The organism is Spirochaetota bacterium, from assembly GCA_004297825.1.
Classification (GTDB): Bacteria; Spirochaetota; UBA4802; order UBA4802; family UBA5368; genus FW300-bin19.
In genome coordinates this window covers 38,709-57,826 of sequence record SCSX01000086.1, presented here as the reverse complement: position 1 = coordinate 57,826, position 19,118 = coordinate 38,709, and the positions used below count along the sequence as shown (strand labels likewise).

General features: G+C 56.7%; 15 protein-coding genes and 3 tRNA genes. 5 read left to right on the top strand and 13 right to left on the bottom strand.

Annotation, left to right across the window (positions count from 1 at the left end):
- Window positions 1-349: phosphohydrolase (locus EPN93_19305; protein TAL30748.1), on the top strand; the 349-nt coding region annotated here is incomplete at its 5' end.
- A 6-nt stretch (window positions 350-355) separates the two neighbouring features.
- Here the strand turns inward: EPN93_19305 and EPN93_19300 are convergent.
- A complete protein-coding gene (locus tag EPN93_19300) occupies window positions 356-1,369 on the bottom strand; it encodes an aspartate-semialdehyde dehydrogenase (protein TAL30747.1) in 1,014 nt (337 codons plus the stop codon).
- Window positions 1,370-1,520: 151 nt separating this feature from the next.
- Here EPN93_19300 and EPN93_19295 point away from each other — a divergent pair, with 151 nt between their 5' ends.
- Together EPN93_19295 and argC are read left to right on the top strand one after the other, a co-directional pair.
- The gene (locus EPN93_19295) at window positions 1,521-3,086 is read left to right on the top strand and encodes a PAS domain S-box protein (protein ID TAL30746.1); all 1,566 of its coding nucleotides are present in this window, start codon (window positions 1,521-1,523) and stop codon (window positions 3,084-3,086) included.
- 77 nt (window positions 3,087-3,163) lie between these two features.
- The gene (gene argC / locus EPN93_19290; protein TAL30745.1) at window positions 3,164-4,210 is read left to right on the top strand and encodes an N-acetyl-gamma-glutamyl-phosphate reductase; all 1,047 of its coding nucleotides are present in this window, start codon (window positions 3,164-3,166) and stop codon (window positions 4,208-4,210) included.
- Here argC and EPN93_19285 read toward each other — a convergent pair whose 3' ends face one another.
- Window positions 4,211-4,885, bottom strand: coding sequence for a protein-L-isoaspartate(D-aspartate) O-methyltransferase (locus EPN93_19285; protein TAL30749.1), 675 nt, complete (start codon window positions 4,883-4,885; stop codon window positions 4,211-4,213).
- A gap of 218 nt (window positions 4,886-5,103) precedes the next feature.
- On the opposite strand from EPN93_19285, the gene ptsP reads away from it, so the two are divergent.
- Entirely contained in the window at window positions 5,104-6,846 is a 1,743-nt protein-coding gene (ptsP, locus tag EPN93_19280; GenBank protein ID TAL30744.1) for a phosphoenolpyruvate--protein phosphotransferase, read from the top strand.
- A gap of 6 nt (window positions 6,847-6,852) precedes the next feature.
- Window positions 6,853-7,608 carry a class I SAM-dependent methyltransferase gene (locus EPN93_19275; GenBank protein ID TAL30743.1) on the top strand — a complete coding sequence of 252 codons (756 nt, stop codon included), beginning with the start codon at window positions 6,853-6,855 and terminating at the stop codon, window positions 7,606-7,608.
- A 60-nt stretch (window positions 7,609-7,668) separates the two neighbouring features.
- Here the strand turns inward: EPN93_19275 and EPN93_19270 are convergent, their stop codons facing one another.
- The 11 genes from EPN93_19270 to EPN93_19220 all read right to left on the bottom strand — a co-directional run bounded on the left by EPN93_19270 (window position 7,669) and on the right by EPN93_19220 (window position 18,984).
- On the bottom strand, window positions 7,669-10,134 hold the full coding sequence (locus EPN93_19270) for an endopeptidase La (GenBank protein ID TAL30742.1): 2,466 nt from the start codon (window positions 10,132-10,134) through the stop codon (window positions 7,669-7,671).
- Window positions 10,135-10,153: 19 nt separating this feature from the next.
- Entirely contained in the window at window positions 10,154-11,416 is a 1,263-nt protein-coding gene (gene clpX / locus EPN93_19265; protein ID TAL30741.1) for an ATP-dependent Clp protease ATP-binding subunit ClpX, read from the bottom strand.
- An 83-nt stretch (window positions 11,417-11,499) separates the two neighbouring features.
- Window positions 11,500-12,090: an ATP-dependent Clp endopeptidase proteolytic subunit ClpP gene (gene clpP / locus EPN93_19260; protein TAL30740.1), complete on the bottom strand. Its 591-nt coding sequence runs from the start codon at window positions 12,088-12,090 to the stop codon at window positions 11,500-11,502.
- 163 nt (window positions 12,091-12,253) lie between these two features.
- The gene (gene tig, locus EPN93_19255) at window positions 12,254-13,591 is read right to left on the bottom strand and encodes a trigger factor (protein ID TAL30739.1); all 1,338 of its coding nucleotides are present in this window, start codon (window positions 13,589-13,591) and stop codon (window positions 12,254-12,256) included.
- 365 nt (window positions 13,592-13,956) lie between these two features.
- Window positions 13,957-14,028 (bottom strand) — tRNA-Gly (locus EPN93_19250).
- A 1-nt stretch (window position 14,029) separates the two neighbouring features.
- Window positions 14,030-14,114: transfer RNA gene (locus EPN93_19245), tRNA-Leu, on the bottom strand.
- An 82-nt stretch (window positions 14,115-14,196) separates the two neighbouring features.
- A tRNA-Lys gene (locus EPN93_19240) sits at window positions 14,197-14,269 on the bottom strand.
- A gap of 50 nt (window positions 14,270-14,319) precedes the next feature.
- Window positions 14,320-15,978, bottom strand: coding sequence for a formate--tetrahydrofolate ligase (locus EPN93_19235; protein TAL30738.1), 1,659 nt, complete (start codon window positions 15,976-15,978; stop codon window positions 14,320-14,322).
- 36 nt (window positions 15,979-16,014) lie between these two features.
- Window positions 16,015-16,554: an ACT domain-containing protein gene (locus tag EPN93_19230; protein ID TAL30737.1), complete on the bottom strand. Its 540-nt coding sequence runs from the start codon at window positions 16,552-16,554 to the stop codon at window positions 16,015-16,017.
- A 164-nt stretch (window positions 16,555-16,718) separates the two neighbouring features.
- Window positions 16,719-17,924, bottom strand: coding sequence for a DNA polymerase IV (locus EPN93_19225; protein ID TAL30736.1), 1,206 nt, complete (start codon window positions 17,922-17,924; stop codon window positions 16,719-16,721).
- Between the two features lie 133 nt (window positions 17,925-18,057).
- Entirely contained in the window at window positions 18,058-18,984 is a 927-nt protein-coding gene (locus EPN93_19220) for a hypothetical protein (GenBank protein TAL30735.1), read from the bottom strand.
- Window positions 18,985-19,118 lie beyond the last annotated feature (134 nt).

The window sequence follows — 19,118 nt, the reverse complement described above, 5'->3', positions numbered from 1 at the left end:
GGTCGCCTCCACGGTCGCGCTCACCCACCACGAGAACTGGGACGGGACCGGGTATCCGGGCCGCATCGAGGTCGAAACGGGAAAACCCCTGGAATTCGACGGCAATGGCCGCGCCCGCGGGCTCAAGGAGGACGAAATCCCCCTTTACGGGAGAATCGTCGCCCTCGCCGACGTCTATGACGCGCTGTCCTCCCGCCGCGTCTACAAGAACGCCTGGGAGGAGGATTCGGTGATCGATGAGATAAAAAAGCTCAGGGGAACAAAGTTCGACCCCGAGCTTGTCGATATCTTTTTCGAGACACTGGACCTTCTCAGGTCCATCCGCCAGCGCTACCCCGATTCCGAATAATCGCCGCTAGACGAGGTTCTTCTTTATGAGCAGTTCGGCGATCTGCACCGCGTTGAGCGCCGCGCCCTTGCGGATGTTGTCAGATACCACCCACATGTTGATTCCGTTCGCGATCGATTCATCCTCGCGGATGCGTCCCACGAACACATCGTCCTTTCCCGTCGCGTCCGTCGCAAGCGGATACTCGTTCCGTGAAGGATCATCCACGACGGTGACACCGGGGAAGCCCCTTAGAAGCGCGCGCACTTCGTCCGGGGTAATCTTCTTCCCGGTTTCGATATTCACCGATTCCGAGTGCGCGTACAGGACGGGCACGCGCACGGTGGTCGCGGTGACGCGAATGGAATCGTCGCCCATGATCTTCTTGGTCTCGAGAACCATCTTCATTTCTTCCTTGGTATAACCGTTCGGAAGGAAGACGTCGATATGCGGGAGGGCGTTGAACGCGATCTGGTGCGCGTATACCTTTCGCTGGGATATGGGCTTTCCCTGGACGATGTCGCGCGTCTGGATATTGAGCTCCTCGATCGCCTTCAGGCCCGTACCCGATACCGACTGGTAGGTGCTCACCACGATGCGCGTAATGCGCGCGGCGTCGTGGATGGGTTTGAGCGCGACCACCATCTGTATGGTGGAGCAGTTCGGGTTGGCGATTATGCCCTTGTTCCAGTCTACGTCATTCGGGTTTACTTCCGGTACCACGAGCGGGACATCGGGCTCCATGCGCCATGCCGAGCTGTTATCCACGACCACGCATCCCGCCTGGGCGGCCTTGCGCGCAACCTGCTTGCTGATCGAGGCGCCGGCCGAGAAGAGGCCTATCTGGTATCCGTCGAAACAGCCGTCCGCCACCGCCTCGACCTTCACCGTGCGTCCGCCGAAATCTATCTCGTTCCCCACGGTCGTGTTTCCCAGGAATTTTATCTTGTCGATGGGGAACTTCCGCTCAAGGAGTATTTTCCGGAATTCGATTCCCACGGCGCCCGTCGCGCCCAGGACCACCACATTGTATTTTTTCATATTCGCCCTCCCGTAAATGCACGCGCAAAACGCGGAAACCTGGATTTAAACGAATTGCAATTAAACATTACAGACCGTATTGTCAAGACAATTTGCTTGCAATTTTCCGGTTTCAACCGTACGCTTGCGGGGATATCTTGCCTGTGAGCCGATGATGGGAAAAAAAATTCTCATAGTAGAAGATGAACCGATAATCGCCGAGGACCTGCGGCTCACGCTGGAGGGCATAGGCTACTCGGTTGTCGGAACGTTCTCCGGCGGCAGGGATGCCCTCCAGGCCGCAAGAACCCTCGCGCCCAGTGCCGTCATAATGGACATCGTACTAAAAAATGGCGATGACGGAATCGAATACACCCGTCAGATACAAAGGGAGTGCGACGTCCCCATCGTCTACCTTACGGCCCATATGGACAGGGGCACGTTCGATCGCGCCCAGGAAACCTATCCCTATGGCTACCTGGTCAAGCCGGTGGGAGCAAGCGAGCTGTTTTCTTCCATCGAGACGGCAATTCACCGTCACACGCTCGAAAAAAAACTGAAGGAGAGCGAGCATCGGTACCGCCTCCTTTCCGAGCTGGTGAGCGACGGCGCCAGCAGCGTCCGGATCGACCCCGACGGCTCGTTTCACCTGGAATGGTCCACCAATTATTTCCGGGAAAAACTCGGCTATGCGCGGGGCGAGCTCGCATCGATCGAATCCTGGGCCAGGGCGATACACCGGGACGATATGCCGCTATTCTTCCGTTCTATGGACCTTTTAAGACGCGGGGAGCCGGTATCCGGGGATTTCAGGGTCCTTGCAAAGTCCGGCGCGCTTCACTGGATACACGCGACCGTGTACCCGGAATGGGACGAATCCCAGCAGCGCCTGTGCCGCGTAATCACCGCGATCCAGGACGTCACGGAGCGTAAATCGGCCGAGGAGGCGCTCCGGAAAAACGAGGAGCGCCTACAGCTAATCGCGAACAACATGCAGGACATAATCTGCCAGGTAGACCGCGAGGGCATCATCGTCTACCTGAGTCCGTCCTTCCGGCAGCTTACGGGATTCGATCCGGACGAAAAACTGGGGACGCACATATTCGACGGAATTCATCCCGAGGACGTGGGAATCGTCATGGATGCGGTGAAAAAAGCGGCGGGCGACACCATGACGGGACGTGTCCGATATCGCTATCGGCACAGGGACGGCCATTACCTTCTTCTCGAAACGCACGGCAGGTTGCTCATGGGCGACGGAAACGAGATCATGAGCGCCGTGTTCGTCGCGCGCGACATCACGGAGCGCGCCGAGTCCTCAGCCCGGATCGATGAAAATGAAAACTTCTTCCGATCGCTGGCCGAAAATCTTCCCGGCATCGTATATCGCACGAGCCTTAACGACGGAAGCGAGACTTGTTTCTACAACGACATGCTCCGGCAAATCACGGGCTTCCCGCCGGAGGAATTGAACCCCGGCGGGCCATGCCGCATCGAATGCCGGATTCACCCGGAGGACCGCGAACGGGTTGCCTGTACCGTCCGCGAAGCCCTTCTTAACGGGACCGCATTCACCATCGAATACCGTTTCATGCACAAGGACGGCGGCGTCAGGCACTTTCTCGAACGCGGGAGGCCCGTGTGCGACGAACACGGCAGGTCCGAATGCATTGAAGGCATCATCCTCGACGTGACCGACTCGGTCAAATTACGCCCTCGCCTCGTCAGTGAGAATTGACGGGTTTACCGGCAAAAAAATCATTTACTTCCCCGGCGGCTCTACTACAAATCGCTTTCCACGTGCGGAGGAATCTCATGAAAAAGGCACTTATTATCGGCGCGACGGGGTTCGGGGGCCTGGGCCTCATCGAGATACTGCTGCGCCACCCGGGCATTCAAATCACGCAGATCGCGGCGCGCAAGGATGCCGGCGTCCCCATCAGCAGGGTTTTTCCGCACCTGCGGGGATATTTCGACATGGTGGTGGGCCGCCCCGAAGATATCGATTACAGCGGTGCCGATATCGCCTTTTTCTCGACGCCAGACCGCGCGGGAATGACGCTCATCCGGGAGTTTCGCGACAGGGGCATACCGGTAATAGATTACAGCGGGGATTTCAGGTTTAAAACGACCGACGAGTACGCGGTCTACGCAAAAAACAAGGGGATGGAAACCGGGCATCTCGCCGCCGATACGCTGGCCGATGCGGTATATGGTCTTCCGGAGATCTACGCGGACCGCATCCGCGGCGCGAAGCTCGTGGGGAATCCCGGCTGTTTCGCGATTTGCATGACGCTGGGCCTGCTGCCCGCCGTGGAGAAAAAGCTTATCGGCCCCGGTCCCGTGATTTGCGACGGGAAGACCGGCGTCTCCGGTGCCGGAAAGAACCCGGGCGAAAGCAACTTCTACCCGCAGCGCTATGAAAACGTGAACACCTACCGCGAGGGAAGGCACCAGCATCTCATCGAGGTCGAAAACGTTCTGAACGAAAGGGGGTCAGAGCCGGTAAAAATTCTTTTCGTTCCGCAGATAGTGCCCCTCAGTCGGGGGATACTTGTGACCTCCTACGCGCCTGCACCAGTTGGGTGCTCCACGAACGACGTCCTGGATATCTACCGGGCTTATTACGCGGACAAGCCTTTCGTCAAAGTGATCGACACCTCGCCCAATACGACCGATGTGCGCGGGTCGAACCTGTGCGTGATCCGTCCCATGGTGGACGAACGCACGGGTATGCTGTTCGTTACGAGCGTGATCGATAATCTCATGAAGGGGCAATCGGGAAACGCGGTGCAGAATGCGAACCTTATGCTGGGTTTCGATGAAACGGCGGGAATCGACCGGCTGCCCTTCTATCCGTGATCATCTCCCCCGGATCATGGGGACAAAGCGCACATAGGTCACGGTACGCTGGCTCACCGCGCCGTTCTGCTTCCTTATCGTAACGAGCTCCTGGTTGAAATCGCCTACCGGCGCCACCATTATGCCGCCGTCGCGCAGCTGATCCAGGAGGGTTTGCGGCACCGCGGGCGGACTTGCCGTGAGGATGATCACGTCGAACGGCGCCGCTTCGGGCCACCCCTGGTATCCGTCCCCCACGCGCGTCCGGATATTTTTATATCCCATCGCGGTAAGCCGTGATGCCGCGGCCTTTCCCAGGGGCTCCACGATCTCTATCGAGTAGACCGCGGCCGCGAGCGTGGAGAGGATCGCGGTCTGGTACCCGGAACCGGTGCCGATTTCCAGGACCTTCTCCTCCCCTTTGAGCTCACAGAGCTCGGTCATGAGCGCGACGATATAGGGCTGCGAAATCGTCTGGCCGTATCCAATCGGAAGCGGGTGATCCTCGTACGCGCTCGTGATATTCTCCTCCGGAACGAACCGGTGCCGGTCGATGGACCTCATGGCTTCAAGGACGCGCGTATCGGTCACCCCGCGCGCCTCGATCTGCTTTTTCACCATGATGTCTTTTAATCGATCCACGGTTGTTTCCCCCTTGGAACTGCACACCAGGCACGAGCCCGCACACGCGAGCATCAGCGCGACAACAATCTCCGTGGAATCATGTCTCCGGCCCCGCATGTCATGCTCCATGGTTTTTCTGAATTATAAGGTATGAACAACATTCATAATAATCAAACTAAAAAATCAATTATTGACATGGCGCGGTATTTTGCTCTTGACAGGTCCTTTTTTTCTTTACTAACTCTGGTTTTGCGTCCATAAGGATACAGACAAGTCAATCGGGAATTTTTATGCGCACTGTTATTACTGGAATCATCGCATCCCCCGGGATAAAAATCGGCAGGGTCTACCTGTATCGCGGCAACAACATTATCATTCCCAAGTACACCATTGGTGAAGACCAGGTCGAGGACGAGCTGAAGCGCTATCACGCTGCCCTCGAGAAAACGAAAAACGACATTCTCGATATCCAGGAACAGATATCGAAAACGCTTTCGAGGGACATGGTTGATATATTCTCCAGCCATCTCATGGTGCTTGAAGATCCCATCGTCGCGGAAAAGGTCATGCGGAGGATTCGCGAAGAGAAGCGCAACGCGGAATGGATCATCAACGACATTTCGCTCGATCTCATCAAGGGGCTCGGCTCCATCGAGGACGTTTATCTGCGCGAGCGCATAATCGATATTTCCGACATCAACAAGCGACTGGTGAACAATCTCCAGAAAACGACCACCGAATCGCTCAAGGATTTAAAGGAAGAGGTGATCGTCTTCGCGACGGATCTCACCCCCTCCGACACCGCGATGATGAACAAGCGCTACGTGCTCGCCTTCGTCACCGACAGCGGGGGCCGAACCTCGCACACGGCGATCATGGCGCGCGCCCTCGAGATACCCGCGATCGTGGGCACCCTCAACGGTACCGAGCTGGTGCTGGACGGCGACATGGTCATCGTCGATGCGATTCATGGAAAAGTCGTCGTCGATCCTACGCCCGACGAGATCGCCGAATACACCACCTACCAGGAGGACCTGGTACAACTCGAAGCCGAGCTCGCGAAGCTTACGCACCTCCCCTCGACCACGATCGACAACGAGGTCATTCACATCTACGGCAACATCGAGATACCCGAAGAAATGGAGATGCTGCGCCAGCACGGGGCCCAGGGAATAGGCCTGTTCAGGTCCGAGTTTCTATTCCTGGACAAAGCCCTTCCCGACGAAGAGCGCCAGTTCCAGGCGTACAAAAAGGTGCTCGAGTATTTCAAGCCGATGCCCGTCACCATACGCACGCTCGACGTGGGCGGTGACAAGATCTATGCGTATAACAAGCAGTCCCGCGAACGCAATCCGTTTCTTGGCTGCCGCGCGATCCGCTTCAGCCTGGAAAACGAATCGCTTTTCCGCACCCAGCTTCGCGCGATCCTGCGCGCGAGTGAATATGGCAACGCCAAGCTCATGTTTCCCATGATTTCCACCATCGAGGAGATCATCAAGGCGCGCGCAATAGTCCACGAAACCATGGATGAGCTCCGGCGGGAGAAGGTCCCCTTCAACCGGGAGATCCCGCTGGGCATGATGATAGAAGTGCCGTCCGCCGCGATCAACGCCGACAAGCTCGCGCATTACGCGGATTTCTTCTCGATCGGAACCAACGACCTGGTCCAGTACACCATCGCCGTGGACAGGATAAGCGAGAAAATCGCCTATCTCTACAATCCGCTGAATCTCGCCGTTCTAAGACTCTTGAAGAGCGTGGTCGAGATCGCCAACAGCACTGGTACCCCCATCTCGATTTGCGGGGAAATGGCGGGAGAGCCAAAGTACACGATGCTCCTGCTGGGCCTGGGACTGCGCAATTTTTCCATGGGCACCGCCTTCATGTACCAGATCAAGCGCATGGTGCGCTCGGTAAAGATCAGCGAATGCGAAAAGCTGGTCGAGGACCTCATGGACCTGGAAACCACGATCGATATCGAATCCCACCTTATCGGCTACCTGAATAAAAAGTTTCCCATGATGGTATTCTGACCCGGAATGAAGCTCTACCACGAACTGGCCGAATACTACTTCGCGATTGAAGAAGCGCATCGGAACATCCAGGCGGACCTTTCTCTCATCCGTACGATAACAGGCGCAAATCCCGATCCCACGATTCTCGACCTTGGATGCGGAACCGGCGAACACCTGGGGATGCTGGCGTCGCGCGGATTCCGCTGCACGGGAATCGATTCGAGCGAGGACATGCTTGCCATCGCCGGGAAGCGGAATCAGTCCCCCTCGATCTCCTTTCTCCGCCAGGATATGCTCTCGTTCGATTATTACGAGCAATTCGACATCGTTACATGCCTCTTTGGCTCGTTCGATTACCTGCTCGATGACGCAGATGTCGACAAGGTGCTGTGGAATACATGGCGGGCGCTCAAACCGGGCGGCGCGGCGCTTTTCGAGGTGTGGAACGCAAACCCGGTGCGCGAGATATCATCGAAGCCCATGTCCACGGTTTCGATGATACGCTACAAGGACAGGAACATCGAGCGCAGGAGGGGATTCGCGCTCCTGACCAGCGCCCCAAGGACCATTGTCGAGGTCCGCTACGTGTACCTGGTCGCCTGCGGGGACAGGAGCGATACGCTGCGCGACAAGCATGTCATGCGCGCATTTGATCGAAAGGAAATAGAACGTTTCGTCGCCGATAACGGGTTCGCACTCAAGGGAATGTATTCGAATTCTGCGCTCGATCCTTACAAGGACACCTCGAATAAAATCATAGTACATTTCGTGAAGGAATAAAACGAAACGCCCCGCGTTAGATGCGGGGCGTTTTCATAAAGACGATGCTTCCGTTACCGCTCAGGCATTAACGGGGCCGTTTGTGGGAAGCTCGCCGGTTCCGTGATCCCCGGCGCCCCTGTCCGCGTTATCCGCCATGGATTCGCCCAGCCTGTCCTGGAGCATCTTCGCTTTTTCCTGGTCTTTGAAGAACCCCCCCGGGTTTTCAAGCGCCAGGAAAAGAACCTCTTCCATGGTGCTTACCGGGTGGAATACCATCTGCTTGCGCACGTACTCCGGTATCTTTTCCAAATCCTTTTCGTTATCCTTGGGAATGACCACGTGATGAATGTCGGCACGGTGTGCGGCAAGAATTTTTTCCTTGAGTCCGCCAATCTGCAGAACCTTGCCGCGGAGCGTAATCTCCCCTGTCATGGCAACGTCGCATCGGACGGGTATGTTTGAAAGGAGGGACGCCATGACAACTCCCATGGTGATCCCCGCCGACGGCCCGTCCTTGGGAATCGCGCCCTCGGGCACGTGAAGGTGAAGGTCGAAACGCTTGATCGTCTCCTCGGCGATGTTGAAGTACTGCTGGTTGGCTTTGACATAGGTGAACGCGGCATGGGCGGATTCCTGCATGACTTCGCCGAGCTGGCCCGTGAGTATAAGGGCGCCCTTGCCCTTGATGAGTGAAGCCTCTATCTGGAGAATATCGCCGCCCACTTCCGTCCAGGCAAGACCGTTGGCGAGACCCACTTCGCTCTTTTGCTCCTTGGTGCCGTATTTGAATTTTTTGGCGCCCAGGTATTCCACGAGGTCGGATTCGGTGAGGATTTTCTTATAATCCTTGCCATGCCTCACCACGTCCCGTGCCACCTTGCGGCATACCTTCGCGATCACACGCTCAAGGCTCCTCACGCCCGACTCCCTGGTATAGTGCCGTATCGTGAACAGCATCATGTCTTCCGGGTATTCTATGTTGTCCATCGTGAGCCCGTTTTCGGCGACCTGTTTCGCAAGCAGGAATTTTATCCCGATATTCAGCTTCTCCGGTTCGGTATAGCTTGTAATTTCGAGGATCTCCATCCTGTCCTGGAGGGGCAGCGGGATGCGGTGCTGCACGTTGGCCGTCGTGATGAACATGACATCGGACAGGTCATACGGCACCTCCATGTAATGGTCGACGAAGGCATTGTTCTGTTCGGGGTCGAGAACCTCCAGGAGCGCGGATGACGGATCCCCCCTGAAGTCCATCGACATCTTGTCGACCTCATCCAGCAGGAACACCGGGTTGATCGTTCCGGCCTTTTTCATCATCTGGATGATGCGCCCGGGAAGCGCACCTACATAGGTGCGCCGGTGCCCGCGGATTTCGGCCTCGTCCCGCACCCCGCCGAGCGACATGCGGACGAATTTCCTTCCGAGCGCGCGCGCGACGGACATCCCGAGCGAAGTCTTGCCCACACCGGGAGGACCCACGAAGCAGAGTATGGGGCCCTTGAGCTTCTTGGACAGGTGGCGTACGGCGATAAATTCGATGATGCGCTCCTTCACCTCGTCGAGCCCGTAGTGGTCCTCGTTTAAGACATCCATCGCGTGATCGATGTCGCGGTTATCCGTGGTTTTCTTGTGCCAGGGAACGTCCCTTAACCATTCGATGTACGACCGGACCACCGCCGATTCGGCCGAAAGCGGGGGCATCTTCTCCAGGCGCTTGAGCTCCTTGAGCGCTTTCGATTTAGCTTCCTTGTTGAGCTTGGCGTCCTCGATGGAGGTTTTCAGGTCCTCGATCTCGTCGGTGCCGTCATCGCCCTGTCCCAGCTCCTTCTTGATCACCTTCATCTGCTCGTTCAGGTAGTATTCCTTCTGGGTCTTCTCCATCTGCTTCCGGACTTTGCCCTGGATCTTCTTCTCGATATACATGATATCGATCTCACCGTTGATGAGCTCGATAAGCTTGTCCATACGGTCTTTCGGGTTGCCGATCTCCAAAAGCGACTGCTTGAGCTCGAGCCTCATGGCGATATACGAAGCGACCACGTCGGTCAGGTGCGAGATGTCCTCGATGCCGTTTACCGTGGTAAGCGCCTCCTGGGGCACCTTCTTGTTCAGCTTGATGTATTTCTCGAAATGCTCCAGTATGAGCCGCTTCATGGCGGGAACATCGGAGTCCTGTTCCAGGGAACGCTCGATATCCCGCGTCTCGACCTCGTAGTACTCGTCGTTTTTCTCGCCGAAATCGCTGATATAGGCGCGGGAAAGTCCCTCGACGAGCACCTTGATGGTGCCATCGGGAAGTTTGAGCAACTGCAAAATCTCGGAAACCGTGCCCACCTCGTAAAGGTCCTCCTTGCGGGGAGTGGTAAGCTGCGCCTCCGTCTGGGTGGCGAGCACGATGAGACGGTCGCCCTTCATCGCCGCATCGAGGGCGTTGATTGATTTCTCCCTTCCCACGAACAGCGGTATTACCATATGAGGAAAAACCACCACGTCCCGGAGCGGGAGGAGCGGATATTTTTTCGAATAATCGATAGTTCGCTTCATTGTTGGTTCACCCTGTCAGCTACGCTGACTTTTCTTCTTCGACTTTATACGATATCAACGCCGGCTCCAGGCCCTTTATGAAACCGCTCGAAATGACGATTTTCGCGACGCTTTCGCGTGTGGGGATTTCGTACATGAGCTCCATGAGGAGCTTTTCGAGTACGGAGCGCAGGCCCCTGGCGCCCGATTCCTTTTCCTGCGCGATGTTCGCGATTTCGTCAATCGCCTCATCCGAGAAAACGAGCTCCACCTCTTCGAATGAGAATATTTTCTGGAACTGCTTAACCAGCGCATTCTTCGGCTCGATCAGGATTCGCTTGAGCGCCTCCCTGTCAAGCTCCTGGAGCGCGGAGACTATGGGAAGGCGTCCAACGAATTCGGGTATCAGACCGAATTTGATGAGGTCGTCGGTATTACATTCCGCGAGAAGGTTGCCAATCTTGATCTCCTTCACCGATTTGATATCTGCACCGAATCCCATTGCCTTGTTGCCAAGCCGCTTCTGGACCAGCTTTTCGAATCCGACGAATGCTCCCCCGCAGATGAAAAGGATATTCTTGGTGTTTATGGGAATGAATTCCTGGTGCGGGTGCTTCCTTCCCCCCTGGGGCGGAACGTTCGCGACCGTGCCCTCGATAATCTTGAGAAGGGCCTGCTGTACCCCCTCACCGGACACGTCCCTGGTGATGGAAGGATTCTCGGATTTCCGTGATATCTTGTCGATTTCATCGATGTAAATGATTCCCATCTCGGCGCGCTTTACATCGCCGTCCGCGCTCTGGATCAGCCTGAGGAGGATATTTTCGACATCCTCGCCCACGTACCCGGCCTCGGTGAGCGACGTCGCGTCGGCGATGGCGAAGGGAACGCGCAAAATCTTCGCAAGGGTCTGCGCGAGCAGGGTCTTGCCCGAGCCCGTGGGCCCGATAAGCAGAATATTGCTTTTCTCCAGTTCTACATCGTCCTTGCGAATTCCCGTGTTCGAGGCGATACGCTTGTAATGATTGTACACGGCAACCGAAAGAACCCTCTTCGCTTCCTCCTGGCCGATAACATACTGGTCAAGAATTTCCTTTATCTGGACGGGCTTGGGAAGGTTTCCGAAATTTTTTTCGAGGTTGGTCGATTCCCAATCTTCGGACACGATCTCGTTGCAGAGCTCGATGCATTCGTCGCAGATGTATACGCCCGGCCCCGCGACGAGCTTTTTCACGATTTCCTGATTCTTCCCGCAGAACGAACAACTCAGCTTGGTCCCGCTATCCTTCTTTTTAGTCGCCATACTCCCTCTTTAAAAGGGCATGGTCCCAATCAGGAACCATGGTCTCCCGTATTAAAAATAATGCGCCGGCCGTTAAAAACCACTTACGAGGCCGCCTTTTTCTCGATCACCTTGTCGATAAGCCCGTATTCCAGCGCTTCCAGGGGATCCATGAAGAAGTCCCTGTCAAGGTCCCGGTCCACCTTCTCCACCGGCTGTCCCGTATGCCGGCTATATATATCGTTGAGCCTCTTCTTTATCTTCAGTATTTCGTTCGCGTGGATCATTATATCGCTGGCCTGCCCCTGGAATCCGGCGGAAGGCTGGTGGATCATGATTCTTGAATTGGGGAGCGCGGATCGCTTGCCCTTCCCGCCCGCCGCGAGAAGCAGCGACGCCATGGATGCCGCCTGCCCTATGCAAATAGTCGCGACATCGGGTTTGATATACTGCATGGTGTCGTAAATCGCCATGCCCGAGGTCACCACGCCGCCGGGCGAATTGATATAAAGGAAAATATCCTTGTCCGGGTCCTCGGCTTCGAGGAAGAGCATCTGCGCGATGATCAGGCTGGAAATGTGATCGTCGATCGGCTCACCCAGGAAAATGATCCGGTCTTTCAGCAGACGGGAATAGATATCGTATGCGCGTTCCCCGCGCGAAGTCTGCTCAATAACCATTGGTACAAGGCTCATCTGTATCTTACCTCTCACGTTTTTTTAGGAAAACACTTGTTAGGATATGTGTCGGCACCGTGACTATGGTTACCGTACCCATTTTTGGCGGATTGAACGCACCGCCCTGACTCCCCGTTTCACTAAATATTTATATAGCACAATTCCGGGCGATCTTCAAAAATTATTCTCCCTTCATGAATTCCTGGAGGGAAACCTTCTTCTGCTTAGAAATAGTCGCGTTTATATAGATAAAATCAAGCGCGGTATCCAGAAGGAGTTCGGATTCGATCGACTCCCGGGAACCGTTCTGTTCGATAGTCTGAAGGAGCTCCTCCACCGGCTTGTTGTATCGGCGCGCGAGCAATTCCACGAATTCCCGGAATTTTTCCTCGGGTACCTTGAGCTCTTCCTTGAAACCGATCTCGGAGAGCACCAGCGTCGATTTAACGTTCGCCTGCGCCTCCTCACGAAGCTGCTTTTCGAAATCCTCCGCGTTCAATCCCAACGCCGCGGCGAATTCGTTAATATTCTGCGCGGTATACCCGGTACGCTCCTGCACCTTCTTAAAAAGGGCAAACATCTCTTTTTCCAGAAGCGAGTTCGGGATATCGAATGTGCTGTGGGTGACGATTTCTTTCATGAGCTGGCCTTTCGCCTCGCTCTTTGCTTTCTGTGAAACATAGGTTTCCAGGTTTTCGCGCATCTTTTTCTTGAGGTCGTCCAGGGTGGAGTACTCCCCCAGGTCCTTGGCAAAATCGTCATCGAGCGCGGGCAGGATGAGCTTGTTGACTTCGGTTACCCCCAGAATGTAACGCGCGGTCTGCCCCGCGAGCTCTTTCACAGAGTAATCCTTCGAGTATTTCATTTTAACTTCTTTCAGCTCTTCTGTTTTCATCCCCTTGAGCGCGTCATCGAAGCTGCCTTCATCCTTGTCCTTGCCCACGATTATCGAATATTCCTTGAACTCGACCTTGTCGGCCTCCGCGGGGTCCACGTCGTCGATTCGCTTCACCTTGATCTTTACGAAGTCGCCCTTCTCCACGACCGCGCCGTCTTCCTTCTTGGAGACCGTGGCGTTGCGCTCGCGTAGCGAGTCGATCTCCCGCATGACGTCCGCGTCAGTGACCTCGCAGCTTCGCTCCTTCGCGCCGACACCCTTGTATGAAACCATCTCGACAGTGGGGATGGTTTCGAATACCGCGGAAAATTTGAACCCCTGCCCCCGCGACACCTTGTCGAAGGTGAATTCGGGGGGCGCGATGGGGCGATAGCTTTTTTCGGTCACCGCGTCGAGGTAGGTGCTCTTCAATAAATTCTCGGCGACTTCCTGGTCGGCCGCTTCCATGAACTTGCGCTCGATGACTTCGAGGGGGGCCTTCCCCCTCCGGAATCCGTCAAGCTTTGCGTTGTTTTTTATTTTATCGAGCACCGATTTGTATTCGAGCTCCACCCTGTTTTCGGGAACCTCGAGCGTTATTTCCATCCGTGCGTTTTCCAGTTTCTTTTCCGATATGATCAAGGCGGTTCTCCTTACTGTGTGTGAATTGAGATATATGCAATCGCGCGTGTGCCTGGACCCGGGCTGCCATGGGGGCTTCGAAAGCTGATCGTCGTATCAGCTTCGGGGTGTATCGGTTCTGCGGTACCGCCCTATGCGCGCCCCTGGGTACGCCGGCGCCGTCCATGCGGACAGACATACCTGCTTGATTTTGGGTGTCATTAACTGAAAATTAGCAGAATAAATCAATAACAAAATTTCGACCGCAGCAGTCATGCTCGACAGTCTCTTTTCCATTTTTAGACGGCGGGGTATCCCGGTTGACCGGGCGGAGTCGGCAGGCAGGTTTCTAAAACAAAGCCCTCGGAATCTCCGGGGGCCTTATGAGCGGGAAACGGGATTCGAACCCGCGACGTCAACCTTGGCAAGGTTGCACTCTACCACTGAGTTATTCCCGCGTTGTGCGAGCGAAGGGACTCGAACCCCCACGCCTTTCGGTACCAGATCCTAAGTCTGGCGCGTCTGCCAGTTCCGCCACGCTCGCCCGTGCTGCAAGAATCGCGCTCGAATGCCAAAAATCAAGCATTTTTTGGAACATGAATGCATCAAGGCCGCGCACTGGAATTTGGGTTGCCCGAGAATCGAACTCGGAACCTACTGATTAAGAGTCAGGTGCTCTGCCAGTTGAGCTAGCAACCCGTAAGGAGACTTACCTTATTTTGTAAGCGGATTTCGTGTCAAGATTTTTTTCAGAAAATTCCCGTTATAGTGCCGTCGTCGTCAATGTCGATATTGTTGGCGGCCGGGATCTTCGGCAGACCGGGCATGCGTAGAATCTCGCCCGTGATCGGAATGAGAAATCCCGCGCCGGAAGCGATCTTTATCTCGCGTACCGTGACGATGAAATCCTTGGGCAGGCCCAGGAGCGAGGGATTATCGGACAGCGATTGCTGCGTCTTGGCGATGCATACGGGCAGCCGGTCATAACCGAGCTTCTTGATTGTCTCAATATTACGCTTGGCAAGCGGCTGGTAGTCGATCGATACGGCGCCGTATATCTCGCTCGCCACCTTGAATATTTTGTCTTCCACCGGCCAGTTCCAGTCGTAGAGGGCTTTACACGATCCCTGCGACCGGTCGAGAATATCGATGATCCGCTCAGCGAGATCCGTTCCGCCGTCACCCCCCCGCGCGTGCACGTCGACGCGGGCGATGTTCATTCCCTCGTCCTCCGCGGCACGCACCACCATGTCGATCTCTTCATCGGTGTCACCCGCGAACCTGTTGAGCGCGATAACGCAGGGCACGCCGAATTTCGCGATGTTCTCGTAGTGCTTTCGCAGGTTGGCGAGCCCCGCGATGGCGGCCCGGTAATCGGGAACGGTCAGATGTTCGCGCTCGATGCCCCCGTGGTACTTGAGGGCGCGGACCGTCGCCACGAGCACGACGATACCCGGCGAAAGCTCCCCGTACGGCGCCACGATATCGAAATACTTTTCCGCACCCAGGTCGAAACCGAAACCCGCCTCCGTGACCACGTAATCGGCAAGCCGGAGTGCCATGTCGGTAGCGAGAATGCTGTTGGTTCCCTGCGCGATGTTCGCGAATGGTCCGCCGTGGATAATCGCGGGCACATGCTCGCTCGTCTGGACGAGGTTGGGCATGAGCGCGTATTTTAAGAGCGCCGTGACGGAGCCCTCCAGCTTGAGCTCGCCCGCGGTTACGGGCCTGTTATCCTGCGTGAATCCGACAAGGATGTTCCTGATCTTTTGCTTGAGTTCCCCGTACGAGCGCGAAAGACAGAGGATCGCCATGATCTCGCTCGAGGGGACGATATCGAAGCCCGTTTCCCGGGGAACGCCGTTTCCCGCGCCGCCCAGCCCGATGACCATGTCGCGCAGCGTACGGTCGTTCATGTCCATCACGCGCCGCCATGTGATCTTGCGCGCATCGAGCCCGAGCTCGTTCCCATGGAAAATATGATTATCGACAAGCGCCGAGAGCAGGTTGTGGGCGCTCTCGATGGCGTGGAAGTCGTTGTTGAAATGCAGGTTGATGTCTTCCATGGGTTCGAGCCGTGACGCGCCCCCGCCCGTGGCCCCCCCCTTGACCCCGAACACGGGACCCAGGGACGGCTCCCTGAGCGCGACGGTGACGGACTTCCCGAGCTTCGCGAAAGCCTGCGAAAGCCCTATGGAAACCGTGGTCTTGCCCTCTCCCGCGGGCGTGGGCGTCATCGCGGATACGAGTATGAGCTTCGCGCCGGGCCGGCGCTTCGTCCGTGAGAGCAGGTCCAGTTTTATTTTGGCCTTATAGTCCCCGTAGAGCTCAATGAACTCGCGGGGAATTCCCATCGATTGGGCGATCTCGATTATCGGCTTCAGCCGCACTGTCTTAGTTTTTGCCATGGCTCCGCTGAACGCTTGTTGAGATAGTATTTCCCGTCACCGGTTGATAACGGCCTCGATCCTGATATCGATATTGAGCTCGTCGCCCACCCGCGCCACGTCCTTCCGCACATCGGCGATGCGCACGTTCGCGGGTATGGTGAAATAGCAGGTCATGTGGAACACGTTCGCGCCGGTGAACGCGTTGTAGTCCACCTGGGTCTCGAACTCCTCGACGTTGATATCCTTTTCCTTGAGCACCTTGCAGACCTTGTGCACGATTCCCGGGTGGTCCATGGAAGTGGCGATCATCCGGTAGGGAATGGACGGCTTCACCTCGCGGTGCCCCGGCGCCTTCGTCTGGCGCACGTGAATATCGAGCCCGGTTTTGGCGCGCAGCGAATCCAGGTCGTCGATAAGCGACTTGATGTCCTCGGTCCTCCCGGAGGTGAGGATGATCCCGCCGAACTCGTTTCCCATGGTGCTCATGCGGGAGCGCTCGATGTTGATGCCCCGCGCGGTGAAATATTCGGAAATCTCCGACACCAGTCCCGGCCTGTCGGGACCCATTGATGAGAACACCAGGAACGATTTCATGGCGACCTCCCGTTTTTTATATGCACTATCGCGCGGACGCGACTTTCCGGCGCATCGGTCCCGCCGGAACTAGGGGATAGTAGAAACGCTGCATCATGTTGTCAACGACAAAGCGCACGAGGAGGGGATTCGGGGGGCCGATGCGCCTGTCGGCGATCGACAAATCAATCCGGTGTATTTTTCAACAAGGTCGCGCGGGTCACCTTGTCACCGAACCGCGATTTCATCGAATCGAGAAGCGAATCGGTACCGGGCGACTGCGGGGAATCCGGGGGGGGGCCCGCTGACTCTTCGAAAAGGGTGAGCTGTCGGGCGGATTCGGGACCGGGTTCCCGGAGCCCCGTGATGGCGATTCCCACCAGCCGCACCTTCCTGCCTTCACGGTCGAAATTCCGGAAATGGCCCAGAGCGGTATCGAGGATCGTTCTCGTGTCGTCAATTGCGGCGTCCAGGGTCCGGCTTCTCGTGTACGTTTTGAAACCCTCGACCCGGATTTTGAGCGAGATCGTTTTACACCTGAGCCCGTCCCTGCGCATGCGCCGGGAGAGCGTATCGGCGAGGTGCGTGAGGGTGTGCTCGATCAAAGCCTCGTCGTCGACATCACGTTCGAAGGTCGTCTCCTCGCTGAACGACTTGCGCTCCCATTCCAGGCTGATCTCGCGGTCATCGATCCCCTGCGCCAGTGTCCACAGGTGCGTTCCCATTTTTCCCAGTATGCGCTCAAGCGAGGCGCGCGTGCACGCGGCCACGTCCCCGATAGTCATGAGCCCCATAGTATGCAAAATTTCAACGGTCTTTTTCCCGGCCCCCCAGAGGGCCTTCACCGGCAGGGGGGCCAGAAATTCCCGCTCCCTCCCCGGCGGGCACACCGTGAGGCCGTCGGGCTTGTCGAGCTCGGAGGCGATCTTGGCGATCGATTTATTGGTGGCTACCCCCGCGCTTGCCGTAAGCCCGGTTTGCGATTGTATGGCGTCCTTGATCTTTCTCCCGATTTCGGCAGGGGCACCCCAGAGCCACTCGCATCCCGAGCAGTCAAGGAACGCCTCGTCGATGCTCAATTGCTCGACCAGCGGGGTGAAGCTTTTTAAAATATCCATGACCTGCGAGGAGAGCTCCTGGTAGCGATGAAAGCGCGGTGGCAGGAACGCTGCGTGCGGGCAGAGCGAAAACGCCTTTGAAATGGGAAGCGCGGAATGGATCCCGAACGCGCGCGCCTCGTACGATGCCGCAGAGACCACGCCCCTGCCCCTTCCCCCCTTGGGATCGGCGCCCACCACGACCGGCCGGCCCCGGAGCGCGGGATTGTCCATTTGCTCCACGGCGGCGTAAAAGGCGTCCATGTCGACGTGCAGAATGATCCTGTCACCCATACATCTACACGTATATATAGTATATCGGCGAATGTCAATATTTTTTCAATTTTTCTCGACGGTACATGAAGCCCGGATAGAAGGCGCGCAAGCGCTTGCGCGCCTTCTATCCGGGCGCGCCTTCGTGTAACGTTTAAACCCGCACGAGGTTTACCTGGGGCCCCGCTTCCACGACAAGCGTGTCGGCGGTCTCGTAGAGATCCCCGTCCATCATAAAGTGTATCGGCCCCGGTGCCCGCACCACCATGTTCTTCGCGACGGTTTCCAGGTAGCGGGGATGCCTGAGCGGTTTGCCGGATTTAAAGCGGAAAATGTTCCGGACGAGCGTCCCCGGGGTGAAGCCCGCGAAGATCACGTGATAGGTGCCTGGCTCCTCGTATGCCCGGAAAAGGGGCCTGAACCCGATCCCCACGTTGTCGACCGTGGCAGCGAGTATGCCCAGGAAGTCCCTGAACGGCACGCGCTCGCCGTCCACCTCGATGCCCGCGCAGAACCGCGAAAACAGGGTTCCCGCCTGGTTTCCGAACATGCCCGCGGCGATTCCCTTCGCGGCGACCCGGACCGCCTTCACGGGGCCCGCGTCCCCCCCTTCATAATATTCCCTGAGGAAATTCGACGCTATTCCAAGCCCAAAAATGAAGCAGCAGCGATCCCCGACCATGATCGTGTCCCGCGGATGCAGCTCTATCGTGCGCCCCTTGTCGAGCGCCACTATCATTCTTCGAAGGATTTCCGGTCCCTTTCCCTTGAGCCCGATGGTGCGGGAAACCGTGTCCATGGTGCCGCCCTTGAGCACAATCACGGGAGGGAGCTTTCTCCCGAACACGCTGAAGAAATGCGTGAGCACGTGGTGCATGGTCCCGTCCCCGCCGCAGATCCCCAGGTAGGAAATTTGGCGTTTCCGGAATTCCAGGGCCACCGCGCGGATCTCGGCGACGCTGCTCGTGGCGCGCACGATCACGCGCTCACCGCCGATTTTCGCATATATCTTCACGGGATCGCGGGGCATCTTCCTGTTCTTTTTCGCGTTGAGGTTGATGATGATTCCAATGATCGGCACGATGGCGGGAGCCCCCTTTTAATTGGTGAACGGGCAAGGCTACAAAAGCATTGCAGCGTGGACAAGCCTTTTCCCGCGCATGAAAATAAAAAGAAACAAAAATCCCCCAAATACGAAGGCGCGCAAACGTTTGC